The organism is Pseudoxanthomonas winnipegensis (assembly GCF_004283755.1).
Classification (GTDB): domain Bacteria; phylum Pseudomonadota; class Gammaproteobacteria; order Xanthomonadales; family Xanthomonadaceae; genus Pseudoxanthomonas_A; species Pseudoxanthomonas_A winnipegensis.
This window is the reverse complement of sequence record NZ_SHMH01000010.1, coordinates 50,651-75,500: the sequence shown is the minus strand read 5'-3', so window position 1 is coordinate 75,500 and position 24,850 is coordinate 50,651. Positions and strand designations below refer to the sequence as shown.

Here is a 24,850-nt window from a genome sequence, read left to right as displayed (position 1 = left end):
TGGTTGGCGAAGGCTTTTAGATTGGACCGCGCTTCAAGGCACGGCCCGATGCCTTTAGGAACGCTTCAGCCCTGCGCCTTGTCGCTTATCAGCTGCACCACGCTGGAGAAGTCCAGGCCGCCGCGGCCGGCCTGTTTGTTCATGGCGTAGAGGTTGCGCGCCAGTTCGCCCAGCGGGATGGTCGCGCCCACGCCCATGGCCGCCTCCACCGCCAGGCCAAGGTCCTTGAGCATCAGGTCGTTGCCGAAGCCGCCGCTGTAGCCGCGCGAGGCCGGTGCGTTCTCCAGCACGCCCGGCCACGGGTTGCAGACCTCGGTGGCCCAGCTGCGCCCGGTGCTGACCGCCATCATCTGCGAGAGCACCTTCGGGTCCAGTCCGTGCGCCACACCCAGGCCGATGGCCTCGCCGGTCACCGCCATGATCACGCCCAGGGCCATGTTGTTGCACAGCTTGGCGACCTGGCCGGCGCCGCTGGTGCCGACGTGGAAAATGTTCTTGCCCATCGCCTGCAGCACGGGGCGGGCGCGTTCGAGCACCTGCGCCTCGCCGCCGACGATGAAGGTCAGCGTGCCGGCCTGGGCGCCGGCGGTGCCGCCGGACACCGGCGCGTCGAGCATCGCCAGGCCGCGCGCGGCCGCGGCCTGGGCGACCTTGCGCGCGCTGGCCGGGGCGATGGTGCTGCAGTCGATCACCAGCGCGCCGGCGGGGATCTGGTCGAGCAGGCCGCCGTCGCCCAGGTACAGGCCTTCGACATGCCGGCTGGCCGGCAGCATCGAGATCACCACCTCGGCGCCGTCCAGCGTGTCGAGGGCCGAGGCGGCGGCGTGGGCGCCGGCGGCCTTGGCCGCCTCCAGCGCGGCGGGCGCCAGGTCGAACACCGACAGCGTGTGCCCGGCCTTGACCAGGTTGGCGGCCATCGGCCCGCCCATGTTGCCCAGACCGATGAAGGCGATATGTGACATTGGTGAGGCCCTCCCGGGGCATAGTGATATCGATGCGTTGTAGAGCCGAGCTCGCTCGGCTGGGGCTTTCCCGGCAGAGCCGGAGCCGGGCAAGCTTGGCTGGAGCTTTCCCGGTAGAGCCCCAGCCGAGCGAGCTCGGCTCTACAGGGTATTCATGCGAGGTCGGCCAGCGGATGCGCTTCGGCGGGCCAGGGCGAGATGAGGAAGCCCTGCGCCCATTGCGCGTCGGCCTGGGCCAGGGTGGCGGGGTTCCAGCGCGGCTTGCGGTCCTTGTCGATCAGCAGCGCGCGGATGCCTTCGGCGAAGTCGCCATGCGCAGCCACGTGCAGGGCGGCGATGCATTCCAGGCGGAAGGTGTCGGCCAGGCTCAGGTCGGCGGCGCGGCGCTGCAGTTCCCAGGCCAGGCGCGCCGAACCCGGCGCACCGGCGGCCAGCGTGGCCTGCGCGGTCTGCAGCCACGGGTCGTCGTCGCTGGAGGCGGCGCCGATGGCGGCTACCACCCGCTCCAGCGAACCGGCGCCGACCAGCGCCTCGACCTGCTCGGCATGCGACTGCAGCGGCCCGGGCGGTGCCGGCGTGGACATGCCGGCCAGCAGCTTGGACAGCGCGGCGCGGTTGGCCGCAGGCGCCTCCTCCCAGGGCTGCGCGACCAACGCGTCAAGCAGCGCGGCGTGCCGCCCGCTGTCGATGCACACATCGGCCAGGCCTGCGTAGATCGCATCGCCGGCGTTGAGCGGCGCGCCGGTCAGCGCCAGGAACAGGCCCGCGCCGCGCGGCACGCGCGCCAGCAGCCAGCTGCCGCCGACATCGGGGAACAGGCCGATGCCGATCTCCGGCATGGCCAGCCGCGAGCGCTCGGTGACCACGCGGTGGCTGGCGCCCGACATCAGGCCGATGCCGCCGCCCATCACGATGCCATGGCCCCAGCACAGCAGCGGCTTGGGATAGGTGTGGATGAAATAGTCCAGGCGGTATTCCTCTTCGAAGAACGCCGCCGCGTACGCGTTGGAGGTGATGTCCTCGCCGCCGCCATCGCGGTACTCGCGCATGCTGCGGTACAGGCCGTGCAGGTCGCCGCCGGCGCAGAAGGCCTTCTCGCCCGCGCCCTGCAGCACCACGCAGGCGATGGCGGCGTCCTCGGCCCAGGCGCGCAGCTGCGCGTCCAGCAGGCGCGTCATCTCCAGCGACAGGCCGTTGAGCGTCTTGGGCGCGTTGAGCGTGGCGATGCCGATGCGCTTGCCGCCTGCACCCTCGCGGGTCTCGAACAGCACCGGCGCCTCGACCACCGAGTCGTGCGGATTCATGCGTTGGTCCATTGCGGCGCGCGCTTTTCAAGGAACGCGTTGACGCCCTCGGCCTGGTCGGCGGTATCGAACAGGTCGACGAAGGCCTCGCGTTCGGCCACCAGCGCCGCGGCGAAGCTGCCGCTGCGCGTGGCCTGCACCAGCGCCTTGCACGCGGCCACGCTGGTCGGGCTCTGGCGGCCCGCGCTGCGCGCCCAGTCCAGAGCACGTGCGCGGCCCTCTCCCCGCGGCACCACCTCTTCGACCAGGCCGATGCGCAGCGCGGTGGCCGCGTCGACGCGCTCGCCGAGCAGGATCATGCGCTTGGCCCAGCCCTCCCCGACCAGCCGCGGCAGCGCCTGTGTGCCTCCCGCACACGGCAGCAGGCCGACGGCCGCTTCGGGGAGGGCGAGCTGCGCGTGCTCCTCGGCGATGCGCAGGTCGCAGGCCAGCGCGCATTCCAGCCCGCCGCCCATGGCATAGCCGTTGATCGCGGCGATGGACACGCCCCGGAACGCGGCCAGCGCCTCGAAGGCCTCGCCGAAGCGGCGCGCCGCCTCCCGCGCGGCCGCCTTGTCGCCGGAGGCGAACTGCTTCAGGTCCGCGCCGGCCGAGAAGAACTTCTCGCCCTCGCCGGTGATCACCAGCGCGTAGATGTCGCGGTCGGCATTGAGCGCGGCGACCAGGTCGCGCAGCGTGGCCAGGCTGTGCACGGTCCAGGTATTGGCCGGCGGGTTGGACAGGGTGACGAGGGCGACATGGCCCTCGGCCTCGACCTTGAGCCCGGTGTGCTCGGTGTCGCGCCAGCTCATCGCAGCGCCTCGTCGCTGCTCAGCAGATGGCGCGAGATGATCACGCGCATGATCTCGTTGGTGCCCTCCAGGATCTGGTGTACGCGGCAATCGCGCAGCAGGCGCTCGACCGGGTACTCGCGGATGTAGCCGTAGCCGCCGTGCAGCTGCAGCGCATCGTTGCAGACCGAGAAGCCCGCATCGGTGGCGAAGCGCTTGGCCATCGCGCACCACACGGTCTTGTCCGGCGCGTCGGCGTCGAGCTTGCGCGCGGCGGTGTGGACCATCTGGCGCGCGGCGACCAGCTCGGTGGCCATGTCGGCCAGCTTGAACTGCAGCGCCTGGAACTCGCCCAGCTTCTTGCCGAACTGGCTGCGCTCGCCCAGATAGCGGCGCGCCGCATCCAGCGCGCCCTGGGCCGCGCCCAGCGAGCACGCGGCGATGTTGATGCGCCCACCGTCCAGCGCCTTCATCGCCAGGCGGAAGCCGTCGCCCTCCTGGCCCAGCAGGTTGGCGGCCGGCACGCGCACGCCCTGGAAGGTGATGCCGCGCGTGGGCTGGCTGTTCCAGCCCATCTTCTCTTCCTTGCGGCCGTAGCTGATGCCCTCCGCATCGGCCGGCACGACGAAGGCGCTGATGCCGCGCGCGCCGGGCTCGCCGGTGCGTGCCATCACCACCAGCACGTCGGTGGCGCCGGCGCCGGAGATGAAGGCCTTGGCGCCGTCGAGCACGTAGTGGTCGCCCTCGCGCACGGCGCGGGTCTTGAGCGAGGCCGCATCCGAGCCCGCGCCCGGTTCGGTCAGGCAGTAGGAGGCCAGCTTCTCGCCGGCGACCAGCCCCGGGCACCAGGCATCGCGCACGGCCGGCGTGGCATTGCTGGCGATCAGCCAGGTGGCCATGTTGTGGATGGTGATGAAGGCGGAGGTCGAGGGATCGACGCTGGCCAGCTCCTCGAACACCACCGCCGCATCCAGCCGCGACAGCCCCAGCCCGCCGACGGCCTCGGGCGAGTACAGCCCGCAGAAGCCCAGCTCGCCGGCCTTGGCGATGGCCTCGCGCGGGAAGATGCATTCGGCATCCCAGTGCGCGGCGTGCGGGGCGAATTCCTTGTCGGCGAAGTCGCGCGCGGCCTCGCGGAAGGCCTGCTGCTCCTCGGTGAGTTCGGCCGCGTCGTGCGGGAGTTTCATCACTGCATTCATGGCATCGCCCTTGTGCGAAGGCTCACTTGAGACTGATCGTGGTGTTGACGCCGTGGCTGAGCGTGTCGTCGTCGAACCAGCGCGCGGTCACCGTCTTGGTCTGGGTGTAGAACAGCACCACCTGCTTGCCGTACGGACCGAGGTCGCCCAGCTTGGAAGCGCGCGAGCCGGTGAAGGAGAACAGCGGCACCGGCACCGGGATCGGCACGTTGATGCCGACCTGGCCCACGTCGATGTCTTCCTGGAAGCGGCGCGCGGCCGCGCCGGACTGGGTGAACACCGCGGTGCCGTTGCCGTTGGGGTTGGCGTTGACGAAGGCGATGGCCTCATCGAGCGTGTCGACCTCCACGATCACCAGTACCGGCCCGAAGATCTCCTCGTCGTAGATGCGCATGCCCGGCTTGACGCCCGAGAAAATGGTCGGGCCGACGAAGTTGCCCTGCGCGTGGCCCTCGACCTGCGGCTTGCGGCCGTCCAGTTCGAGCTTCGCGCCCTGGGCGATGCCCGATTCGATCAGCGATTCCACGCGCGAGCACGCGGCAGTGGAGATCAGCGGGCCGACGTCCACGCCGCTGGCGTTGCCCGGGCCCACTTTCAACGTCTTGGCCTTTGCGACCAGATCGGGGATCCAGTCGCGCGCCGCGCCCACCACCACCATCGTCGAGGCGGCCATGCAGCGCTGGCCGGCCGCGCCGAACGCCGCGCCGGCCATCGCATTGAGCGTCTGCTCCTTGTTGGCATCGGGCAGGACGACGGCGTGGTTCTTGGCGCCCATCATGCACTGCACGCGCTTGCCGGCCAGCGAGGCGCGGTTGTAGACATGCGTGCCGACCTTGGTCGAGCCGACGAAGGACACCGCCTTGATGTCGGGGTGATCGCAGATGGCGTTGACCACCTCCTCGCCGCCGTGGACGACGTTGAGCACGCCCTTGGGGATGCCGGCCTCCAGCGCCAGTTCGACCAGGCGCATGGTCACCATCGGGTCCTGTTCGGAGGGCTTGAGGATGAAGGTGTTGCCGGTGGCGATGGCCATCGGGAACATCCACAGCGGGATCATCGCCGGGAAGTTGAACGGGGTGATGCCGGCGCACACGCCCAGCGGCTGCATGAGCGTGTAGGTGTCCACGCCGTTGGCCACGTTGTTGGCCAGCTCGCCCAGCTGCAGGTTGCCGATCGCCGCGGCGTGTTCGACCACCTCCAGCCCGCGGAACACGTCGCCCTCGGCATCGGGCAGGGTCTTGCCCTGCTCGGCGGTGAGGATCGCCGCCAGCTCGCCCATGTGCTCGCGGATCAGCTGCTGGTACTTGAGGAAGATGCGCGCGCGGGTGCCGATGGGCGTCTTGCGCCAGGTCTTGAAGGCCTCCCTGGCGGCGGCCACGGCGCGGTCCACCTCGTCCACGGTGGCGAAGGGCACCTGCCCCAGCACTTCCTGCGTGGCCGGGTTGACGATGTCCTTCCAGGTGGAGGTGCGCGATTCGACGAAGGCACCGTCGATCAGCAGAGACACGCGCGGCAGTTCAGCGTTCATGGGCGGCCCTTGGGGCGATGGCGAATGACAGGATTCGCATCTTTCGCAAGATCGGGGCCGATTTCAGCCCAAATTCTGCTTAATCCGGCCAATGACCGGGCGGATTTCTGCGAAGATTGCGAAGATGAGCCCCCACCGCCGCCTCGAACTCGGCCTGCGCCTGCAGCGCCTGCGCCAGCGCCACGGCCTGTCCCAGGCCCAGCTGGCCCAGGCGCTGGGCCTGTCGCCCAGCTATCTGAACCAGATCGAGCGCAACAAGCGCCCGCTGACCCCGGCCGTGCAGCAGCGCCTGCGCCAGGTCCTGCAGGACACCGCCGGCCTGTTCGACGCCGACGACCCGGCCGCGCTGATCGACCCGCTGCACGAGACCCTGGTCGCGCTGGACCGGCCCGGCGTGACCACGGCCGAGCTGCGCGCCCTGGCCGGCAACCTGCCCCAGGTCGCCCATGCGCTGCTGGACCTGCACCGCGAGCATCGCGCCCTGCGCGAGCGCGCCGCGGCGCTGGAACTGCAGATCGGCGATGCGACCTCCGGCGCGCCGGCCCTGCTGCCGCCCGGCGACCAGGTGCGCGACTACTTCAACCGCCTGCGCAACCACATCCCCGAGCTGGACACGCTGGCCGAGGGCCTGTTCGACGAACTGGGCCTGGTGCCCGGCCACACCGCGCCGCGCCTGCGCCAGCGCCTGGCCGACCGCCACGGGGTGCTGGTCGAGGTCCACGGCGGCGGCCAGATCAAGCGCCGCCTGGACACGGCCGCGCGCGTGCTGCACCTGCCCGACTACCTGCGTCCGGGCCAGCAGGCCTTCCAGATGGCCGCCGAACTGGTGCTCCTGGAACATCCGGGCCTGATCGCCGCGCTGACCGCGCGCGCCGGTTTCGATGACGCCGAGCGCGTGGCGCTGGCGCGCATCGGCCTGTCCAACTACTTCGCCGGCGCGCTGGTGATGCCCTACGGCGAGTTCCTGCGCAGCGCCGAGCAGAGCCGCTACGACATCGAATGGCTGGCGCACCGCTTCGGCGTGGGCTTCGAGGCGGTGTGCCATCGCCTGTCCACGCTGCAGCGCGAGGGCGCGCCGGGCCTGCCGATCTTCTTCATGCGCGTGGACCGCGCCGGCAACGTGTCCAAGCGCCATTCGTCCACCGACTTCCACTTCTCCCAGGTCGGCGGCTCCTGCCCGCTGTGGATCGTGTACGAGGCCTTCAACCAGCCCGGACGCGTGCTGACCCAGGTCACCCGCCTGCCCGACGGCCGACGCCACTTCTGGCTGGCCCGACAGGTCAGCACCGGCCCGGTCGGCTACGGCCAGCCGCGCAAGACCTTCGCCGTCACGGTGGGCTGCGACCTGCGCCACGCCGAGCGCCTGGTCTACGCCCGCGGCATCGACATCCGCCCCGAATCGGCCGTGCCCATCGGCCCGGGCTGCCGCACCTGCGAATGGAGCGACTGCCTGCAGCGCGCCTTCCCCGCGCTGCCGCAGCTGGGTGCGGTGGCGCGCTGAAGAGTGGCCGCCCGAGCGTGCGCCGCGGGGCACGGGCAGCGCATCTGCTGACGGATCGGCCAGTAGGCCCGAGGAAGTGACTTCCGGCAGACGCGGCGGCGATGCCGTGGCTGAGACGCTCGCGGCTCCAACAGGGGGTTTCGCATGTACTTCCGCAAGACGCTGCTCGCGCTGCTGACCGTGTCGCTTGCTGGCGGCCCGCTATGTCTGGCCGACGCGCGCGCCGCCGAGCGCAGCGCCGAACCTGCCGCCCAGGCGACCTCGATCGATGCGGCGATCAGGCAGCAGATGCGCGAGGGCGGGCTGGTCGGCGTGGGGGCCGCGGTCATCGTGGACGGCAAGGTGGCCTGGCGCGGCGCCTACGGGCTGGCCGACCGCGAGAGCGGGCGTCCGTTCACCACCGCGACCGTCATGAACGTCGCGTCCATCAGCAAGACCGTCGTGGGCGCGGCGATGATGCGCGCGCAGGAGGAAGGCAAGCTCAGCGTCGACGCGGACATCGATGGCTACCTGCCGTTCCAGGTGCGCAACCCGCGTCATCCCGACATCCCGATCACGCTGCGCCAGATCGCCACGCACACCTCCAGCATCACCGATCGCTGGGACGTGTATGCCGCGAGCTACCACTTCGGCCGCAATGCGCCGCAGCCGCTGGGCGACTTCCTGCGCGGCTACTTCGTGCCGGGCGGCGCCGACTACAGTCCGGAGAACTACAACGCCCCCGCGCCCGGCACCGAACGCGACTACTCCAACATCGGCGCCGGGCTGGCCGGTTACATCATCGAGCGCACCACCGGCCAGCCGCTGGATCGCTACACCGAGGACCGCATCTTCCGCCCGCTCGGCATGGACAGCACCCACTGGCGTCTCCAGCCGCGCGATCTGCGCGAGGGCGCCACGCTGTACCTGTCGCAGGACGGCATCGCCGTCGCGCTGCAGCCCTACAGCATCACCACCTGGCCCGACGGCGGACTGCGCACCTCGGTCGACGACCTGTCCAAGTTCTTCATCGCCCTGCTGGGCGGCGGCCAGGCCAACGGCGTGCGCATCCTAAAGAAGCAGTCGGTCGACGATATGCTGCGCCTGCAGTTCACGCCCCAGAACAAGCCTTCCAACGTCAACATCGCCGAGAAGAACTCCGGGCTGTTCTGGCAGACCAAGTACAGCACCCGATACGTGGGTCATGGCGGAAGCGACCCCGGTCTGAAGACCGAGATGCTGGCCACGCCTGACCTGCGCACGGGGATCGTGCTCTTCGCCAACACGGCTGGACCGGAGACCGACAAGGCGTACGAGGCCATCCTCAAGCTGCTCTTCGCCCGCGCCAAGGCGCTGAGCGAATCCGGGGCGTCGCGATAGCAGTCGCCCACGCCGCGGGCGCGTTGAAAGCGCCCGGCAACCGCCTGCGCTGGGCTAAGCTGCCGCCTCGCTCCTCGACCGTCGATCCGATGCAGTGCATGTCCGTCTCCCCCCTGCGCCCGGCTTTCGCGCTGCTGCTGGCGCTGTTCGCCCTGCCCGCCTGCGCGCGGGTGCCGGTGTATGGCGTCAAGGCGGTCAAGACGTATCCGCACGACACGCAGGCCTTCACCGAGGGGCTGTTCTATCTGGATGGCGTGCTGTACGAGAGCACCGGCGAGCTGGGCGAGTCGGTGGTGCGCAAGGTGGAACTGGCCACCGGCAAGGTGCTGCAGGAAGCGGCGCTGCCGCCGCAGTACTTCGGCGAGGGCATCGTCGCGCACGACGGCAAGCTGCTGCAGCTGACCTGGCGCAGCGGCGTGGGCGCAATCCGCGACCTGGCGACCTTGGACATCGTCGGCAGCTTCCGCTATCCGGGCGAAGGCTGGGCGCTGACCCGCGATGAGACGCATCTGTACATGAGCGACGGCACGCCGGTCATCCGCGTGCTCGATCCGGACACCTTGCAGCAGACCGGCAGCATCACCGTCACCGTGGAGGGCAAGCCGCTGCAGCGCGTCAACGAGCTGGAATGGATCAAGGGCCAGCTGTGGGCCAACGTGTGGATGACCGATCGCATCGCGCGCATCGATCCGGCCACCGGCGCGGTGGTGGGCTGGGTCGACCTCAAGGGCCTGTTCGATTACCGCAAGCTGCCCGACCCGAACGACGACGTGCCCAACGGCATCGCCTACGACGCGCAGGGCGACCGCATCTTCGTCACCGGCAAGCGCTGGCCCAAGCTGTTCGAGATCAAGCTGACCGGGCCGCGCTGAGCGCCCGCGCCCACAGACCATGCACACTTTCGACCTGTTTCCCTACAGCTTCGCCGGGCTGCGCCTGCGCGCGCTGCGCCTGGACGATCTGGACGCCTTCCACGCCTATCGCCGCGATCCGGCGGTGGCCCGCTTCCAGGGCTGGCCGCCGATGGACCGCCCGGCCTGCGAGGCCTTCCTGCGCGAGCAGGCCGGACACGATGCCTTGGTGCCCGATGGCTGGCGGCAGCTTGCGCTGGCGCGCGCGCAGGACGACGCGCTGATCGGCGATGTCGGGGTGTGGCTGTCGGCCGATGCCACGCAGGCCGAGTTCGGGCTGAGCATCACGCCGGACGCGCAGGGACAGGGCCATGGCACGGCCTGCGTCCGCGGGCTGCTGGAAAGGCTGGCCTGCCTGCCCTCGCTGGTGGAGATCCATGCCGCCAGCGACCTGCGCAACCTGCCGTGCCTGGCGCTGCTGCAGCGGGCGGGCATGACGCCCTCGCACCGGCGCGAAGACGAATACAAGGGCGAATGGTGCGTCGAGCAGGTCTTCGTGACCCGGCTGGAGCCGCATCGCCACCTCGCGGATACCACCGCACTGCGCACCGACAAAACGTGATCAAGCTGGCCAAGTCCGTCACCTTGGTGAGAGCCCACGTCTCTTCCGATCACGCCGCGCCCTCCCTGTAGAGCGGAGCTTGCTCCGCTGCCTTCCGTTCAATTCGCAGGAAAGCCACAGCGGAGCAAGCTCCGCTCTACAGGCGCGGCTGCGGTATCCCGTCAGTCCGATGGCGGACCATCGCATTCAGGCGGAGGAGCGGCACGCGCATGCAGGCGGCCAGGGCCGCCTTGTCGGCCGCATGCGGCACAGGAAGCGCCGATGCCACGCCGATCGCACTCAGCCAGGCACGCGCACCGCAGCGGGCTTGCGCACCTCGACCACGCGGGTCGGCACCCACGGGCCGCCCCACCACATGCGCCAGCCCAGGCTGCGGCGCTTGGCGGTCACGCCGTGGGTGGCGAGCCTGGCCAAGTATTCGTCGGTCTTGTTGATGTCGGCCAGCAGCAGCACGCCGCCGGGGCGCAGCACGCGCCAGGCCTCGTCGATGGCCTGCGCGCGGCCCTCGCGCGTGGCGATGTTGTGGATGGCCACATTGGAGACCACCGCATCGAAGCTGGCATCGGCGAAGGGCAGGTGGCGCATGTCGGCGGTGTGCAACTCCACGCGCGCGGCCACGCCCTCGGCCTCGGCATTGGCCAGCGCGGCCGCCATGGCGTTGCCCGACTGGTCCTTGCTGCTCCAGATGTCCACGCCGACCGCGCGACCGCGCGGCAGGTGGCGCGCGACCTCCAGCAGCACCATGCCGCGGCCGCAGCCCAGGTCCAGCACCCGCTCGTCGCCGCGCCACGGCTGCGCGGCCAGCAGGCGCTGCCAGACCAGGAACTTCCCGCGCCGCGTGGTGTGCAGGTACAGCCCGGCCATCAGCACCAGGATGATGGCGCTCACCCACCACTGCGGCGCCACGAACACCGCGACGGCCGCACAGGCCACGGCGCCTGCGAGCATGCCGAGCGGGGCATAGGGCGCGTCGATGCCGTAGCGACCGGCGCGAAGCGATGCGGACATGGGCGTGTTCTCCGAAAGGGGCGGCGCCATCGTGCGCGTGCGCCGGCACGCCCTCCAGTGACAGCTGTCATTGCGATGGAGTGCAGCCATGCGCGGGACGGCTCGGGTCCGGCGTCGACCCGTTCCGGTGCGGCCCAGACGCCCGACCGGACGCGTCCGGCGGGGCGTGGACGGGCCGCGGCGGCCATGAGCCCTCGTCGGCGCGCCTCCCCGGTGCGCCGGCACCTCCCGGGCGGGCCCGTCCGGGCCCGCCGGGCCGGCCGTGTAAAATCGCCGTCTTTTTCAGTGCGCCCACCGCGCCCCTCCATGGCCAAACCCCGACAACACGGGCCTGTCCCCGGCCCGGCCTTCGTGCGCCTGCTCGCGCGGCTGGGCCAGGTCGCCGTGCCGGCCCCGCCGCCGGCGCTGCCCGAGCGGCTGGCGCAGTGGGTGAACTGGAACCGCGCGGTCGCCCTGTCGCGGGCGCTGGACGGCGGGCCGCCGCCGGCCGCCGACGGCCCGCGCTTCGACGCCGCCGAGGCCGACGCCTGCCATGCCCAGCGCGCCGCCCTGGCCGCGGCGATCCGCGAGGACCGCGAGCTGGCCGCGGCCATCCAGCGGCGCCTGGACAAGGCTGCCGGCGAAGGCACAAGCCTGGACCTGGCCGTGGACTTCGCCGTGTTCCGCCAACGCTACCTGGCCCACCAGCGCGCCATGCTGGCCACCACCGGCCTGCTGCGCGGCCGCCTGCGCGACATGCTCGGCCACGGCCCGGCGGCGCTGGCGCGGCTGGCCGAGGTCGACGCGGTGATGGAATCGACCCTGAGCCCGCGCGAGCAGACCGCGCTGGCCGCGGCCCCGGCGCTGCTGGAACAGCACTTCCTGCGTCTGCGCCCGGCCGAGGCCGACGCCGTCCCGGCCAGCGCCCCCCCAACCGACGCCGCGCAGATGCCTGCCTGGCTGCAGACCTTCGCCCAGGACATGCAGCGTGCGCTGCTGGCCGAGCTGGACCTGCGCTTCCAACCGATCGATGCGCTGCTCGCGGCGCTCACGCCTTCGTTGATGCCTTCATGCCAAGAACCGTCCTGAACCTGATCGTCTTCCTCCTGGGCCTGCTCGCCGTGGCCTGGGTCGGCGCCGGCTACCTCGGCAACAACGCGCTGGGCGTGGCGGTGTCGCTGGTGATCGCCGCCTGTTACATCGCCGGCGCGATCGAGCTCCACCGCTACCGCCAGGCCACGCGCACGCTGGAGCTGGCCCTGGCCGAGGACCCCGCCGCGGCCTCGGGCGTGGCGGCCTGGCTGGAACGGCTCGCCCCCAGCCTGCGCCAACCGGTGCGCCTGCGCATCGAAGGCGCGCGCGTGGCCCTGCCGGCGCCGACGCTGACGCCGTACCTGACCGGCCTGCTGGTGCTGCTGGGCATGCTCGGCACGCTGCTGGGCATGATGGCCACGCTGCGCGGCACCGGCCTGGCGCTGGAGAGCGCGATCGACCTGCAGGCCATGCGCGGCTCGCTGGCCGCGCCGGTGAAGGGCCTGGGCTTCGCCTTCGGCACCTCGATCGCCGGCGTGGCGACCTCGGCGATGCTGGGCCTGCTCTCGGCGCTGTGCCGGCGCGAGCGCCTGGAGGCCGTGCAGCGGCTGGATGCGGCCATCGCCACCACGCTGCATCCGCACTCGCGCGCGCATCGGCAGGAGGAGGCCTTCCGCCTGCAGCAGGCGCAGACCGCGCTGATGCCGCAGCTGATCGAGCAGCTCGGCGCGCTGATGCAGACCATCCAGACCCACAGCAGCACCACCCACGCGCAGCTGGTCGAACGCCACGAGGTCCTGCATGCCCGGACCGAGGCCGCGCACGTGCAGCTGAGCGAGGTGCTGGCCCGCGCGCTGGCCGCCAGCGTCGCCGACAGCGCGCAGGCCGTGAACGCCGCGCTGCAGCCGGTGGTCGAACGCACCCTCACCGGCCTGGCGCGCGACGCGCAGACGCTGCAGGCCAGCGTGCGCGAGGCGGTGCAGCAGCAGCTCGACGCGCTGGACAAGGGCTTCGCCGGCGCCACCAGCGCGGCCCGCGACAGCTGGACTGCCGCGCTCGATGCGCAGCGCCAGGCCCACGCCGCGCAGGTCGATGCCCTGCAGCAGGCGCTGGACGGCGCCGGCCAGGCGCTGTCCACGCACGCCACGCGCACGGTCGAGGCCATCGGCGCGCGCCTGGACGGCACCGCGCAGCAGCTCGACACGCAGTGGACCCAGGCCCTGGCCCAGCAGCGCGAGCTGCACGCGGCCCAGGCCGCGCAGCACGCGCAGGCGCTGGAGCAGGCCGGGGCCGCGTTCCAGACCCACGCCGCCGCGCTGCTGGACCACGCCCGGCAGGCGCAGGCGCAGCTGCACGACACCCTGACCGCCCAGGCCGAACGCGGCGGCGCGCAGATGGAGGCGGCCAGCGCCGCGTTCGCGCGGCATAGCGCGCAGGCGGCCAGCGCCTTCGACACGCACGCCGGCGCCGTGGCGCGCAGCGCCGAGGACACCCAGCAGCAGCTGCGCGAGGCGCTGGCCCAGCAGGCCGAACAGCACGCGCATCAGCTGCGCGAGGCGGCCGCGGCCTTCGACCAGCACACCGCCACCGTGGCGCAGACGCTGACCCGCTCGCACAGCGCGCTGCAGGACGCGCTGGCCGCGCAGGACGGGCAGCGCCTGGCCGCCTGGTCCGAGGCGCTCGCCTCGACCCATCAGGCCCTGCACGAGGAATGGCGACAGGCCGGCGCCGAGACCGCGCAGCGCCAGCAGGCCATCTGCGACACCCTGGCGCGGACCGCCGAGGCGATCACCGGCCAGGCGCAGACGCATGCGCAGGAGACCATCGCCCAGATCACGCGCCTGGTCGATGCCGCCGCCGAGGCGCCGCGCGCAGCGGCCGAGGTCATCGCCGAACTGCGCCAGAAGCTCTCCGACTCCATGGTGCGCGACACCGAGCTGCTGGCCGAACGCAACCAGCTGATGTCCACGCTGGACACACTGCTGGACGCTGTCAACCACGCCTCCACCGAGCAGCGCGGCGCGATCGACGCCCTGGTCTCCACCTCGGCGCAGCTGCTGGAACGCGTCGGCACGCGCTTCACCGACCATGTCGAGGCGCAGACCGGCAAGCTGGAACAGGCCGCCGCGCAGGTCGGCGCCAGCGCCACCGAAGTGGCCAGCCTGGGCGATGCCTTCGGCGCGGCGGTGGCCCAGTTCGGCCAGGCCAACGCGGAACTGACCGAGCGCCTGCAGGGCATCGAGCAGGCGCTGGACAAGTCGCTGGCGCGCAGCGATGAGCAGCTGGCCTACTACGTGGCCCAGGCGCGCGAAGTGATCGACCTGAGCCTGCTCTCGCAGCGCCAGATCATCGAGGACCTGCGCCAGCTGGGCGATGCCAAGAGCGCGGCGGCATGAGTGGGGAGATCGAGCTGGACGAAGGCGCCGGCACGCCGGTGTGGGCGGCGTTCGGCGATCTGATGTCGGTGCTGCTGGGCGCCTTCGTGCTGATCCTGGTCGGCGTGATCGCCGTGCAGCTGCAGCTGTCGAGCAAGCTGGACGAGGAGGCGCACCGGCGCCAGGCGCTGGAGCAGGCGCTGGCCGGTCCGCTGGCCGCCGGCCGCGTGACCCTCGTCGATGGCCGCATCGGCATCCGCGGCAACGTGCTGTTCGCGCTCAACTCCGACCAGCTGCAGCCGGAGGGGCGCGAGGTGCTGCACAGCCTGGCCGCGCCGCTGCGTCAGTACCTGCACGCGCGCGACGAGGTGCTGATGGTCAGCGGCTTCACCGACGACCGCCCGATCCACGACGACAACCTGCACTACGCCGACAACTGGGAGCTGTCCGCCCAGCGCGCGCTGACGGTGACGCGCACGCTGATCGCCGAGGGCGTGCCGGCGCCCTCCGTGTTCGCCGCCGCGTTCGGGTCCGAACAGCCGGTGGCCTCCAACGACGACGCCGAGGGCCGCGCGCGCAACCGCCGCGTGGAGATCGCGCCGATGCCGCGCCCGTCCAAGACCGCCGCGACGCCCTGACGTGCAGGCGGCGCTGGGCCAACTGGAACGCTGGCGCGCGCAGGGCGCCGACCGCATCGACCCGGTGCGCTTCGCCCTGCTCGACGCCCTGGCCGCACGCACCCAGGCGCAGACCGGCGCGACCCGTGCATTGCTGGAAGCGCGCCTGGCTGCGCTGCTGGACGAGTACCGCACCCGCGTCGAGCAGGCCCGGGCGCGCAAGCGCAGAACGTCCCGCCAGGCCGTGAGCGTGGCCAGCCCGCTGGCCGAACTGCTCGATGCCTTGCATGCCGGCGCGCAGCAGCGATTCGACGCGCGCGACGAGGCGCATGCCGCACCCGCTCCGCTTGCGCCCTCCGGCCCGACGTCCGCGCAGGATCACCGCCGTCGCCAGCCAGGCCAGTCGCGGGCACACGCACCCACCGCGCGTGAGGCCACGGGGGCAATGCGGCCTGCCGCGGCGTCCTATCCGCAGCTGCCGGCGCTGGACGAGTTCCAGCGCCTGTGGGAAGAGGTGCGCACGGCGCGCCAGCTGCGCCAGTCGCTGGAGCCGGCGCCGGAAGATTCGGGCCCGCTCAACTCGCACCTGCTGGTGCACCGCGCCCTGACGCTGATGCACGACACCGCGCCAGGCTATCTGCAGCACGTCCTCGGCTACGTCGATGCGCTGTCGTGGATGGCCCAGCTGCAGGGCGGCACCGACCCCGAGGCCGACGCCCCCCGCCTCCCCAGCGGCGCCAAGCCCTCCAAACCCTCGCGCAGCCGCACCCGCAAAAAGCCCGCATAACGCCTTTGCCCCCTCCCTTTCGCGCAGCGAAGGGGAGGGCTGGGGTGGGGTGCTTTTGCTGTTGCTTCTTGTTGCAAGCAAAAGCAACAGCAACATCAAAAGCCAACCCCTCCCCAGCCCTCCCCTGCTTCGCAAGGGAGGGGGCGGATTCGCGCGAACGGAATGGTTTGCCTGCCGGCTCAACTCCAGGCTTTTGTCTCGACTGACTTTTGCGCTGATCGGCCACTGCCTGCGCCAGCTTCTGCCTGAGTGCCTCTTGGGCTTTGGCTCCTGCCCCCTCCCTTTCGCGAAGCGAAGGGGAGGGTTGGGGAGGGGTGCTCTTGCTGTTGCTTCTTGCTTTAGGCAAAAGCAACGACAACAGCCAACCCCTCCCCCTCAGTCGCTAGCCGCGACTTCGGCCTCCCCTGCTTCGCAAGGGAGGGGGCCGAGCGCTGCGAACGTCGGGATTCGCGGGGGCGGTTAGAAGCCGCTGCAGCCGAAGCCGCCGTCGACGTCCAGGCAGACGCCGGTGATATAGGCCGCCGTCGGCAGGCACAGGAAGGCGATCGCGCCGGCCACCTCCTCCGCTTCACCCAGGCGCTGCAGGGGCGTGCGCGCCAGCACGCGCTCGTGCTGCGCCGGCGAGGCCAGGCGCGCGGCGGTGCGGGGTGTGCGGATGGCCCAGGGTGCGACCGCGTTGACGCGGATGCCGTCCTGCGCCCATTCCACCGCCAGGCTGCGCGTCATCTGGTGCAGCGCGGCCTTGGCCATGCCCTCGACCGTGGCGCCGCGCACCGCGCGCAGGCCGCTGGCCGCGCCCACATTGACGATGCTGCTGGCCGGGTGCCGCGCCAGCAGCGGCTGCGCATAGCGGCACAGCTCGAACGCGGAGAACAGCCCGGTCTCGAACACCGCCCGCCAGGTCGCTTCGTCCAGATCCAGCAGGCTGCCGTTGGCCCCGGCGCCGACGGCGTTGACCAGGATGTGCAGGCCCTCGCCCTGGTCCTCGACCCAGTCCAGCAGCGCGCGCCGCTCCTCGTCGTCGGCCACGTCGGCGGCGAAGCCCTCGATCATCCGCTCCGGGTGGGCATCGGTGAGCTCGTCGCGCGCCGCCTCCAGCGCATCGGCGTCGCGTGCGACCAGCAGCACGTCGGCGCCGAGCGCGAGCAGTTCGGCCGCGGCGGCCAGGCCGATGCCGGCGCTGGCGCCGGTCACCAGGGCGAGCTGTCCGTCCAGGCGCCAGCGGTGGGGATGGGACATCGCGTTCTCCTTCAGCGCACCAGGGCCATGCCGATCGAAGCCGGCGCGGTCGGTGCGAACCCGAACTGCGCATACAGCCGATGCGCCTGGCCGTCGGCAATCAGACTGACATAGGCACTGGCCGGCACCTGCAGGCGCAAGTAGTCGGCGATCGCGGCCATGATGCGTTTACCCAGGCCCTGTCCCTGATGCGCCGGCAGCACGGCGATGTCGACGACCTGGTAGAAGCAGCCGCCGTCGCCGATCACGCGCCCCATGCCCACCGGCTGGCCGTCGCACAGCACCTGCACGGCGAAGCAGGACTGGGGCAGCCCCTTCGCAGCAGCTTCTTCGGTCTTCGCGCTCAGCCCCGCGCCGACGCGCAGCGCGCGGTAGACCGCGACGGTCGGGACGGCTTCGATCAGCGTGTAGCGAGGGGGCATGGCGCGCTCGGCGATGGCGTCGGCGTAGGATAGCCACGCATCCCTCGCGAGGCAGCCGCCATGTCCGCATCCCCTTGCCTTCGCTTGCTGTGCGCCGCCTGCCTGGGCGCGCTCGCGGCCTGCAGCCCGCCGGCCGCGCCGCAGCCGGACAAACCGCCCACGCCGCAGAGCACCGCCGCGGTCCAGGCCCTGCACCGGCCGCTGGACAAGGCCAAGGCCGTCGAGGGCCAGCTGCAGCAGACCAAGGACGCGCAGGACAAGCAGATCGAGGCCGCCGAAGGCCAGTGACGCGTCAGCCCTGTTCGGCGCGCTGCAGCGCCTGCAGCGCCCACTCGCCCAGCAGGCGACGGCCGGGGTTGTCGCCGGCGATCCATTCCTCGGGCGTGAACAGGTCGAACAACCCCACCTTGATCAGCGTGGGCACCGCCAGCTCCAGTTCCCGCTCGACCTCGCCGCGCTCGCCGGCGTTGTAGCGCACGACGTTCTGCAGCATCGCGCCCACGGTGCCGGTCTGGACGCGGCTGCCGTCCTTGAGGCGGACGCTGGGAAGGGATTCTCCCTCCGCCACGATCCGGTGATTGGCCTGGGCAAGGTCCCGGCTGTCGAAATCGGTCGTCTTCATGGCATCTCCTTTCACAGCCCGCAGAAGCAGTACGCCAGCTCGCTGACCGGCTTGCCGCCGGGCTTGCGCTCCAGCGCGTCCTGCACGAACTTCAGCTGCTCGGCGGTGTGCGGGGCGGCCTTGATCAGCAGGCTCTGGGCGAGGTCCGAACGACCCACCAGCGCCTGACCCATCGGGCTGCCGGCCGCGTTGGCCAGGAACTGCTCGAACGGCGACAGCTCCTTCTCCACGTACTGCACCCGGTACTTGTCGGCCGCGCCCAGCTTGGCGCGCGCGGCGGCATCGGCGATGGCGTCCTTCAGCCCGCCCATCTGATCGACCAGGCCGCGCTCCATGGCCTGCTGGCCGGTCCACACGCGGCCACGGGCGATCTGGTCGATCTGCTCGACGCTCTTGTGGCGCGCGGCGGCCACGCGGCCGGTGAAGTCGGCATAGCCCTTGTTGATGACCGACTGGATCATCTGGCTCACCTGCGGATCCATCGGCTTGGTCGGGTCGAACGCGCCGGCGAAGGGCGTGGTGCCCACGCCATCGGTATGCACGCCGATCTTGCCCAGCGCCCGGGTGAAGTTGGGCACCAGGCCGAAGATGCCGATCGAGCCGCTGATGGTCGAGGGATCGGCATAGATGCGGTCGGCGTTCATGCTGATCCAGTAGCCGCCCGAGGCGGCCAGGTCGCCCATCGACACCACCACCGGCTTGCCGGCGGCCTGCAGCGCGACCACCTCGCGGCGGATCTGCTCGGAGGCGAACACCTCGCCGCCGGGCGAATCCACACGCAGCACCACGGCCTTGACCTTGTCGTCCTCGCGCGCGGTGCGCAGCAGGGCCGAGGTGCTCTCCCCGCCGATGCGGCCGGCCGGCTGATCGCCGGAGCTGATCTCGCCGGAGGCCACCACCACGGCCACCTGCGGGCGCTCGTCCAGCGCGGCCGGCTTGGCGGGCAGCTGCGCCAGGTACTGCTCCAGCGTGACGTGGCGGAAGCCCAGGCCGGACTTGTCGGCGTCGTCCTCGTCAGCCACGCCGCGTTCGATCAGCAGCTGCTGCACGTCCTGCCAGGTCTTCAGCCCGTCGACCAGCTTCTGCTGCAGGGCGACCTTGGCCAGGTCGCCGCCGGTGGCGGTCACCTCGGCCGGCAGGTTGGTCACCCCGGCGCTCACCGCCTCGGGCGAGAGCTTGCGCGCCTTGCCGACGTCGGCCAGGTAGCGGCCCCACACATCGTTCATCCAGAACAGGTCGGCTTCCTTGGCGTCGGGCGAGGCCGCGTCCAGGATGTAGGGCTCGGCGGCGGACTTGTACTCGCCCACGCGGAACAGGTGCACGTCCACGCCCAGCTTGTCCTGCAGGCCTTCGCGGAAGTACTGGCGGTAGCGGCCCAGGCCGGTGATCTCCACGCTGCCCATCGGGTCCAGATAGACCTCGTTGGCCTGCGCGGCCAGCAGGTACTGGCCTTGGCTCATGTTCTCGCTGAAAGCCAGGATCTGCTTGCCCGAGGCGCGCAGGTCGGCCAGCGCGGCGGCGACCTCGCGCAGCGAGGCATAGCCGCTGGCCCGCAGCTTGTCGAAATCGACGAAGACCCGCTCGATCCTGCGGTCGGTCTTGGCCACCTCCAGCGCGCGCAGCAGGTCGCGCAGCTGCACCTCGCCGCCGGCCTGGCCGAAGGCCTTGGACAGCGCACGGCTGGCCGGGTCGGACGAGTACTGCTCCACCAGCGCCGCGTCGGGGGCGATCACCAGGGTGGTGCGGTCCTGCAGCGGCTTGGGACCACCACCCTTGGCCAGGGCCACGATCACCAGCACCCCGATCAGGAACAGCAGGCCGAAGAAGACCAGGTTGAAGATCAGCCGTCGGGTGAAATTCATCACGTCCCACAGGCCGATGAAGAATCGGCTGATCGGATCGCGGCGGACGGGTTGGTTCATGGGCGCTGGGGGCTCGTTCGACAAACGGTGCATCAGCTTAGTCGCAGCCGCGCCGCCGCGGCATGCCCCACACGTCACGGCACGGCTGTTCAGCCGGCCGGCCCCGCCTTCAGGCCAGGCGCGCGGTGCTCCGGCGCAGGCGCAGGGCCATCATCACCGCCGCGGCGGTCAGGCCGATGGTCAGGCCGACCCACATCCCGCGCGGACCGTAGCCCAGCCCCAGGCCCAGCGTGGCGCCCGCCGGCATGCCGACGCCCCAGTAGGCCAGCGCCGCCAGCAACATCGGCACGCGCGTGTCCTTGAGCCCGCGCAGCGCGCCGGCCGACATCACCTGGATGCCGTCGGGGAACTGGAAGATCGCCGCCAGCACCAGCAGGCTGCCGGCCAGCGCGGCCACGGCCAGATCGTCGGTATAGATGCCCACGATCTGGTTGTGGAACAGCGCCAGCACCAGCGCCGAACAGGTCTGCGTGCCCAGCACGATGGCGTAGCCGGCGCGCACCGCGCGGCGCACGCCGTGCGCGTCGCGCCGGCCCAGCGCATGGCCCACGCGCACCGTGGTCGCCTCGGCCAGCGCCATCGGCACCATGAAGCAGATCGCCGAGAGGTTGATCGCGATCTGGTGCGCCGCCGCCGGCACCGCGCCCAGGCGCGCGATCAGCAGCGCGGTGCTGATGAACAGCCCGCCCTCCATCAGCACCGTCACCCCGATCGGCAGGCCGGTGCGCAGCAGCGGGGCGATCTGCGCCCAGCGCGGCGGTTCGAAACGCGCGAACAGCCCCAGCGGTGCGAAGCGCCTGGAGCGCGCCAGATAGGCGAGGAACAGCAGCGCCTGCGCCCACATCATCACCGCCGAGGCGATGCCCAGCCCGCCGGCGCCCAGTTCCGGCAGGCCCCAGGCGCCGAAGGCCAGCCCGTAGCCCAGCGGCGCCAGCAGGAACAGCCCGCCGAAGCCCAGCACCATCGTCGGCAGCGTCCAGTGCATGCCCTCGCTCAGGTTGCGCATGCACAGGTAGGCGGCCATCGCCGGCATGCCCCAGCGGATGCCGTGCAGGAAGTCGCGCGCGCCCGGGACGATCTCCGGCGCGATGCCCATCGGCGCCAGCGCATGCGGGATCAGGCTCAGGAACACGAACATCGCCAGCCCCAGCCCCGCCGCCAGCCACAGCGCCTGGCGGAACAGCGGGCCGATGCGGTCGTGCTCGCCGGCGCCGTCGTGGTGCGACACCGATGCGGCCAGCGCCACCAGCGTGCCGATCGGCACCATCAGCGGCAGCCACATCAGCGCGGTGCCGGTGGTGACGGCGGCCAGGGTGGCGGTGCCGTGGTGACCGGCGATGACGTTGTCGACAAAGCCGACCAGGCCGGCCGAGACATGGCCGATGACCAGCGGCAGCGCCAGGCGGCCGGTGCTGCGCATCTCGTGCGCAAGGCCCGGCGCGGGCAAGGAAGGGGCGGACATGGAAACACGCACAGCGGCTGCGATCGCGCGCGGGATGGGCGCTGGCATCGGGCCGGGAAGGGCCGCTATCTTACCGGCCGACCTTGGGGAAAGGGGCGCCGCTTCGATGACCACACCACCCGGCGGACACGCCACGTCCGCCGCATGCGACAACTGCGCCACCCCGCTTGCCGGCCATTACTGCCATGCCTGCGGCCAGCCGGCGCACAACCCGCTGCGCAGCTTCGGCCATGCGGTGGAGGAGGTGTTCGAGTCGTTCTGGCACCTGGACGGGCGCATCGTGCGCACGCTGCGCGAGCTGATCGTCCCGGGGCGTTTGCCGGTGCGCTTCCTGCGCGGCCACCGCGCGCCGTATGTGCCGCCGCTGCGGCTGTTCGTGGTGCTGAGCGTGCTGACCTTCTTCGTGGCCCAGTACGCAGTGCATGTGGACGGCGGCAAGGAGATCGGCTCGATGCTGCGCGGCGTGCAGGACGGCGCCTGGGAGCGGCCCGAACTGATCGCCGATCCGGGCCAGTTCGGCGCGCAGACCACGGTCGCGGCGGTGGAGGCCAGCCGCGACGAGAAGCTCGCCGCCCTGCGCGAAGCCAAGACCCAGGTCGCCGCCGACTCCATCGCCGCCCGGGCCATGACCATGGGCGAACGCAAGCTGCGCGCCGATGCGCAGGCGCGCCTGCATCAGCTCGACCCGAGCCAGCCGGCCACGCTCGCGCCCGAGGCAGGCGCAGCGGAGCACGCGCAAAGCACCCGCGAGCCCGAAGCACCTAAGCCGGCCAGCCGCACCACGAACGAACAGATCCACATCGACGCCCTGCCCGGCTTCGCCAACCGCTGGCTCAATGCCAAGGTCGAGCGCGCCCGGCTCAATCTGCAGCGCTACAGCGACGATCCGGGCGAGTTCGTGCACGTCTTCCTGGCCGCGATCCCCAGTGCGCTGTTCGTGCTGGTGCCGGCCTTCGCGCTGCTGCTGAAGCTGTGCTACCTGGGCAGCGGACGCGGCTATCTGGAGCATCTGGTGGTCGGCCTCTACAGCCACGCCTTCCTGGTGCTCGCGCTGCTGGCGATGTTCGCGCTGATGCTGATCGGCGACGCCCTGCCCGCCAGCGCCGGCTGGCTGGCGCGGACCCTGGGCGTGCTGCGCGTGCTGCTGGCGCTGTGGCTGCCGGTCTATCTGTGGCTGACCCAGCGCCGCGTCTACGGCGAAGCGTGGTGGCTGACCACGCTCAAGTACGGGGTGATCGGCGTGCTGTATTTCATCCTGGTGGGCATGTTCTCGCTGGTGCCGATGTTCTCCAGCATCACCCACTGAGGCCTGCCATCCATCACGGAGGCAGGGCGCGCCGCTTTAGTGGCGCAGCCGTTCCTGCAGCCACTGACCGCGGCCGGCGGGGTCGGCGGCGATGAGCGCCTGGCGCAGGGCATCGCGGTCCTGCGGCGGCGTGCGCTGGGCCAGCACGGCCAGGTCGGCGCGCTGCGGCGCGGTCAGCTGGCGCAGCACCGCGCGCATCGGCGCGATCTCCGCCTGCGGCATGTAGGCCAGCAGCGGCTGCAGGCGGGCGAAGTCGGCGCCGATGTCGGGGCCGAGGCGCCAACCGGCCTGCTCGCTCTGGTCCAGTTGCCCGAACCGGGTCAGCAGCGCCTGCTGCTGCGCCGGCGGCAGCGTGGCCAGGGTCGCGGCGGCCTGCTGCAGCCGGCTGCGGGTGGCCGGGTCCAGGGCCAGCCAGTCGGCGTACTCGGCCCGGCGCCTGGCGCGCTCCAGCGGCGGCAGACGGTCCCAGGCGACCATGCGGTCGGCGAAGGCGTGCCGCGCCGGCGTGCTCAGCGCCGCCAGGCGCGCAGCGCGCGCGGCCTGGATCGCCGGCGTGAGCGCCTGCTCGTCGCTCGCCTGGGCCAGCAGCACCGAGGTCGCCAGGCCCAGCACGGCCGCCACGGCCAGGGCCACGAGGGGCTTACTGCGCCGCATCGCGAGCCTCCGCAGGGGCGTTCATGGCCTCGGCGGCCTCGCGCTGACGGTCCTGCGGCGCGGCCGCGTACCAGGCCAGGAACCCGGCCCGCTGCGCCAGCGCCAGCCCTTGCGGGTCCATCAGCGCGTCGAAATCCGGATGGGTCAGCACCGCCTCGGCCTGGCTGAAGCGCTTGTCGGCCTCGTCATCGCGCGACAGCGGTTCGACCTGCACCTGGGCCTCGTCGCGCAGCGGCTGGGCGCCGTCCCCGCCACCCTGGGCGCCGACGGTCGCCGGTGCGGCGAGCCGGCCCTGGTGCAGGTACCACCAGCCGCCGGCGATGGCGGCCAATACCAGCAGGACGGCGGCGGCGATCAGCACCTGGCGCCACGGGAAGGGGCGCCTTGCGGCCGACGAACGGGGGCGGCGCGGTGCGGGCGACGGGGATGGCTTCCGGACCGGCTCGGGCGCCACGCTGGCCGGCGCCGGCGCCGGCTCGGGCACGTCCGGCGCCAGGGCCTCGCGCAGCCGGCTCAGATGGGCCAGGCGCTCGGGCGAGAGCGCGCGCAGATGCTGCTGGATCGCCTCGGCCAGCGCGCGCCAGGCGGCCGCGTCGGGCTGGCCGGCCTCGTCGCGCGGGCAGGCGCGGGTCAGCGCGCCGCGATAGCCGACCTGGTTGATCCCCATGACGGCGGCCGCGTCGTCCTCGTCCAGGCCGGCGGCCAGGCGCAGCAGCAGGGCCAGACGGTCGCTGTCGGAGAGGTCGGCCAGCCAGTCCATCTCCTGCGGCCAGCGCGCCTCGGGATGGGCCTGGCGCAGCGGCGGGGCCGAGGCCAGCAGCGACCAGAAGCCGCGCGGCCACTCGGCCATCGGCTGCTCGCTGGCGTACTGGCCGAAGGCGCGCAGGGCCGCGGCCATGGCGATCTCGCCGGTCTCGCGGCGGCCGCACTGCAGCTCGGCCAGGACGATGCCGCGGCGTTCGACGCCGCGCAGGAAGGCTGAGAGCGCGGCGGGGACATCGGCGGGCGTATTCAAGTCAGGATCGGTCGGCGGCGGCGTGTGACATACGCATGATAGGCGGCGACGGTCCGGTTGGGTTCGTCAACAAAACCCTTGACATTGGCCAAACATTCAAATTTCCCGGGATTCTTCGGGGCTTGACGAATCGATGGTTGTGCACAGCATCCGAAGCGGCGTCATCCGGGCTCTTGGGCCGCCTCCACAACGGCCCACTTTTCGCCTGTTCCACGCTCAAGTGATTGATTTTAATTGACTAATTGGCCTTGGCGTTTTTTTCACCAATATGACGCCCGCCCAGAAAAGACGGCTGATTTGGCGTGGAGCAGCGG

The 24,850-nt window shown here is 71.6% G+C and carries 23 protein-coding genes; 10 read left to right on the top strand and 13 right to left on the bottom strand.

The genetic code is table 11. The annotated features are described in order from the left end of the window. Positions 1–65: 65 nt before the first annotated feature. From mmsB to EAT51_RS17920, 5 genes are all read right to left on the bottom strand, one after another. Complete coding sequence (mmsB, locus tag EAT51_RS17940) at positions 66–962, bottom strand: 3-hydroxyisobutyrate dehydrogenase (protein WP_130516817.1); 897 nt, start codon at positions 960–962, stop codon at positions 66–68. A 152-nt stretch (positions 963–1,114) separates the two neighbouring features. Next, positions 1,115–2,266, bottom strand: coding sequence for an enoyl-CoA hydratase/isomerase family protein (locus EAT51_RS17935; protein ID WP_130516815.1), 1,152 nt, complete (start codon positions 2,264–2,266; stop codon positions 1,115–1,117). Then, positions 2,263–3,057, bottom strand: a complete 795-nt coding sequence (locus EAT51_RS17930) for an enoyl-CoA hydratase (RefSeq protein ID WP_130516813.1) — start codon at positions 3,055–3,057, stop codon at positions 2,263–2,265. Before EAT51_RS17930 ends, EAT51_RS17935 begins: the two co-directional genes overlap by 4 nt. Beyond that, complete coding sequence (locus EAT51_RS17925) at positions 3,054–4,235, bottom strand: acyl-CoA dehydrogenase family protein (protein ID WP_130516811.1); 1,182 nt, start codon at positions 4,233–4,235, stop codon at positions 3,054–3,056. The genes EAT51_RS17930 and EAT51_RS17925 overlap by 4 nt, the downstream gene beginning before the upstream one ends. Positions 4,236–4,257: 22 nt before the next feature. After that, positions 4,258–5,763 (bottom strand): CoA-acylating methylmalonate-semialdehyde dehydrogenase, encoded by a 1,506-nt coding sequence (locus EAT51_RS17920; protein ID WP_130516810.1) that lies wholly within the window; start codon positions 5,761–5,763, stop codon positions 4,258–4,260. 124 nt (positions 5,764–5,887) lie between these two features. On the opposite strand from EAT51_RS17920, the gene EAT51_RS17915 reads away from it, so the two are divergent. From EAT51_RS17915 to EAT51_RS17900, 4 genes are all read left to right on the top strand, one after another. Further along, a complete protein-coding gene (locus tag EAT51_RS17915; RefSeq protein ID WP_205953502.1) occupies positions 5,888–7,264 on the top strand; it encodes a helix-turn-helix domain-containing protein in 1,377 nt (458 codons plus the stop codon). Positions 7,265–7,408: 144 nt separating this feature from the next. Then, positions 7,409–8,623 carry a serine hydrolase domain-containing protein gene (locus EAT51_RS17910; RefSeq protein WP_130553995.1) on the top strand — a complete coding sequence of 405 codons (1,215 nt, stop codon included), beginning with the start codon at positions 7,409–7,411 and terminating at the stop codon, positions 8,621–8,623. A 98-nt stretch (positions 8,624–8,721) separates the two neighbouring features. After that, positions 8,722–9,495, top strand: a complete 774-nt coding sequence (locus EAT51_RS17905; protein WP_130516806.1) for a glutaminyl-peptide cyclotransferase — start codon at positions 8,722–8,724, stop codon at positions 9,493–9,495. Positions 9,496–9,514: 19 nt separating this feature from the next. Then, complete coding sequence (locus EAT51_RS17900; RefSeq protein WP_130516804.1) at positions 9,515–10,096, top strand: GNAT family N-acetyltransferase; 582 nt, start codon at positions 9,515–9,517, stop codon at positions 10,094–10,096. 279 nt (positions 10,097–10,375) lie between these two features. On the opposite strand, the gene EAT51_RS17895 is transcribed toward EAT51_RS17900, so the two are convergent. Next, a complete protein-coding gene (locus EAT51_RS17895; protein ID WP_130516802.1) occupies positions 10,376–11,104 on the bottom strand; it encodes a class I SAM-dependent methyltransferase in 729 nt (242 codons plus the stop codon). Positions 11,105–11,410: 306 nt separating this feature from the next. On the opposite strand from EAT51_RS17895, the gene EAT51_RS17890 reads away from it, so the two are divergent. Genes EAT51_RS17890 through EAT51_RS17875 form a run of 4 tightly spaced genes read left to right on the top strand, consistent with a single transcriptional unit; the run spans position 11,411 to position 15,894 of the window. Next, positions 11,411–12,172 (top strand): DUF3348 family protein, encoded by a 762-nt coding sequence (locus tag EAT51_RS17890; protein WP_130516800.1) that lies wholly within the window; start codon positions 11,411–11,413, stop codon positions 12,170–12,172. Further along, positions 12,154–14,511 (top strand): DUF802 domain-containing protein, encoded by a 2,358-nt coding sequence (locus EAT51_RS17885; protein ID WP_130561863.1) that lies wholly within the window; start codon positions 12,154–12,156, stop codon positions 14,509–14,511. The genes EAT51_RS17890 and EAT51_RS17885 overlap by 19 nt, the downstream gene beginning before the upstream one ends. Then, complete coding sequence (locus tag EAT51_RS17880) at positions 14,508–15,128, top strand: OmpA family protein (RefSeq protein WP_130516796.1); 621 nt, start codon at positions 14,508–14,510, stop codon at positions 15,126–15,128. Before EAT51_RS17885 ends, EAT51_RS17880 begins: the two co-directional genes overlap by 4 nt. Before the next feature lies 1 nt (position 15,129). Further along, on the top strand, positions 15,130–15,894 hold the full coding sequence (locus EAT51_RS17875) for a DUF2894 domain-containing protein (protein ID WP_130516794.1): 765 nt from the start codon (positions 15,130–15,132) through the stop codon (positions 15,892–15,894). A 459-nt stretch (positions 15,895–16,353) separates the two neighbouring features. Here the strand turns inward: EAT51_RS17875 and EAT51_RS17870 are convergent, their stop codons facing one another. Both EAT51_RS17870 and EAT51_RS17865 read right to left on the bottom strand, forming a co-directional pair. After that, positions 16,354–17,133, bottom strand: coding sequence for an SDR family oxidoreductase (locus tag EAT51_RS17870; protein WP_130516792.1), 780 nt, complete (start codon positions 17,131–17,133; stop codon positions 16,354–16,356). An 11-nt stretch (positions 17,134–17,144) separates the two neighbouring features. Next, positions 17,145–17,555, bottom strand: coding sequence for a GNAT family N-acetyltransferase (locus tag EAT51_RS17865; RefSeq protein ID WP_130516790.1), 411 nt, complete (start codon positions 17,553–17,555; stop codon positions 17,145–17,147). A 60-nt stretch (positions 17,556–17,615) separates the two neighbouring features. On the opposite strand from EAT51_RS17865, the gene EAT51_RS17860 reads away from it, so the two are divergent. Then, complete coding sequence (locus EAT51_RS17860; protein ID WP_130561862.1) at positions 17,616–17,843, top strand: hypothetical protein; 228 nt, start codon at positions 17,616–17,618, stop codon at positions 17,841–17,843. Between the two features lie 4 nt (positions 17,844–17,847). Here EAT51_RS17860 and EAT51_RS17855 read toward each other — a convergent pair whose 3' ends face one another. The 3 genes from EAT51_RS17855 to EAT51_RS17845 form a co-directional block, all read right to left on the bottom strand. Then, entirely contained in the window at positions 17,848–18,177 is a 330-nt protein-coding gene (locus EAT51_RS17855) for a DUF7709 family protein (protein WP_130516786.1), read from the bottom strand. Positions 18,178–18,188: 11 nt separating this feature from the next. Next, positions 18,189–20,099, bottom strand: a complete 1,911-nt coding sequence (gene sppA, locus EAT51_RS17850) for a signal peptide peptidase SppA (protein WP_130516784.1) — start codon at positions 20,097–20,099, stop codon at positions 18,189–18,191. Between the two features lie 109 nt (positions 20,100–20,208). Next, positions 20,209–21,561 carry an MATE family efflux transporter gene (locus EAT51_RS17845; protein ID WP_130516783.1) on the bottom strand — a complete coding sequence of 451 codons (1,353 nt, stop codon included), beginning with the start codon at positions 21,559–21,561 and terminating at the stop codon, positions 20,209–20,211. A gap of 106 nt (positions 21,562–21,667) precedes the next feature. On the opposite strand from EAT51_RS17845, the gene EAT51_RS17840 reads away from it, so the two are divergent. Further along, positions 21,668–22,867 carry a DUF3667 domain-containing protein gene (locus EAT51_RS17840; RefSeq protein WP_130516781.1) on the top strand — a complete coding sequence of 400 codons (1,200 nt, stop codon included), beginning with the start codon at positions 21,668–21,670 and terminating at the stop codon, positions 22,865–22,867. A gap of 36 nt (positions 22,868–22,903) precedes the next feature. Here EAT51_RS17840 and EAT51_RS17835 read toward each other — a convergent pair whose 3' ends face one another. Together EAT51_RS17835 and EAT51_RS20360 are read right to left on the bottom strand one after the other, a co-directional pair. Next, positions 22,904–23,521, bottom strand: a complete 618-nt coding sequence (locus tag EAT51_RS17835) for a DUF3106 domain-containing protein (protein ID WP_130516779.1) — start codon at positions 23,519–23,521, stop codon at positions 22,904–22,906. Further along, positions 23,508–24,536 carry a hypothetical protein gene (locus EAT51_RS20360; protein WP_130524426.1) on the bottom strand — a complete coding sequence of 343 codons (1,029 nt, stop codon included), beginning with the start codon at positions 24,534–24,536 and terminating at the stop codon, positions 23,508–23,510. Before EAT51_RS20360 ends, EAT51_RS17835 begins: the two co-directional genes overlap by 14 nt. Between the last annotated feature and the right edge of the window lie 314 nt (positions 24,537–24,850).

Coding starts and splice junctions, on each gene's coding strand:
- EAT51_RS17890 (WP_130516800.1), top strand. CDS start 11,411: ATGGCCAAACCCCGACAACACGGGCCTGTCCCCGGCCCGGCCTTCGTG.
- EAT51_RS17845 (WP_130516783.1), bottom strand. CDS start 21,561: ATGTCCGCCCCTTCCTTGCCCGCGCCGGGCCTTGCGCACGAGATGCGC.
- EAT51_RS17865 (WP_130516790.1), bottom strand. CDS start 17,555: ATGCCCCCTCGCTACACGCTGATCGAAGCCGTCCCGACCGTCGCGGTC.
- EAT51_RS17840 (WP_130516781.1), top strand. CDS start 21,668: ATGACCACACCACCCGGCGGACACGCCACGTCCGCCGCATGCGACAAC.
- EAT51_RS17930 (WP_130516813.1), bottom strand. CDS start 3,057: ATGAGCTGGCGCGACACCGAGCACACCGGGCTCAAGGTCGAGGCCGAG.
- EAT51_RS17905 (WP_130516806.1), top strand. CDS start 8,722: ATGTCCGTCTCCCCCCTGCGCCCGGCTTTCGCGCTGCTGCTGGCGCTG.
- EAT51_RS17900 (WP_130516804.1), top strand. CDS start 9,515: ATGCACACTTTCGACCTGTTTCCCTACAGCTTCGCCGGGCTGCGCCTG.
- EAT51_RS17885 (WP_130561863.1), top strand. CDS start 12,154: ATGCCAAGAACCGTCCTGAACCTGATCGTCTTCCTCCTGGGCCTGCTC.
- EAT51_RS17915 (WP_205953502.1), top strand. CDS start 5,888: ATGAGCCCCCACCGCCGCCTCGAACTCGGCCTGCGCCTGCAGCGCCTG.
- EAT51_RS17870 (WP_130516792.1), bottom strand. CDS start 17,133: ATGTCCCATCCCCACCGCTGGCGCCTGGACGGACAGCTCGCCCTGGTG.
- sppA (WP_130516784.1), bottom strand. CDS start 20,099: ATGAACCAACCCGTCCGCCGCGATCCGATCAGCCGATTCTTCATCGGC.
- mmsB (WP_130516817.1), bottom strand. CDS start 962: ATGTCACATATCGCCTTCATCGGTCTGGGCAACATGGGCGGGCCGATG.
- EAT51_RS17835 (WP_130516779.1), bottom strand. CDS start 23,521: ATGCGGCGCAGTAAGCCCCTCGTGGCCCTGGCCGTGGCGGCCGTGCTG.
- EAT51_RS17920 (WP_130516810.1), bottom strand. CDS start 5,763: ATGAACGCTGAACTGCCGCGCGTGTCTCTGCTGATCGACGGTGCCTTC.
- EAT51_RS17895 (WP_130516802.1), bottom strand. CDS start 11,104: ATGTCCGCATCGCTTCGCGCCGGTCGCTACGGCATCGACGCGCCCTAT.
- EAT51_RS17935 (WP_130516815.1), bottom strand. CDS start 2,266: ATGAATCCGCACGACTCGGTGGTCGAGGCGCCGGTGCTGTTCGAGACC.
- EAT51_RS17880 (WP_130516796.1), top strand. CDS start 14,508: ATGAGTGGGGAGATCGAGCTGGACGAAGGCGCCGGCACGCCGGTGTGG.
- EAT51_RS17855 (WP_130516786.1), bottom strand. CDS start 18,177: ATGAAGACGACCGATTTCGACAGCCGGGACCTTGCCCAGGCCAATCAC.
- EAT51_RS17925 (WP_130516811.1), bottom strand. CDS start 4,235: ATGAATGCAGTGATGAAACTCCCGCACGACGCGGCCGAACTCACCGAG.
- EAT51_RS17860 (WP_130561862.1), top strand. CDS start 17,616: ATGTCCGCATCCCCTTGCCTTCGCTTGCTGTGCGCCGCCTGCCTGGGC.
- EAT51_RS17910 (WP_130553995.1), top strand. CDS start 7,409: ATGTACTTCCGCAAGACGCTGCTCGCGCTGCTGACCGTGTCGCTTGCT.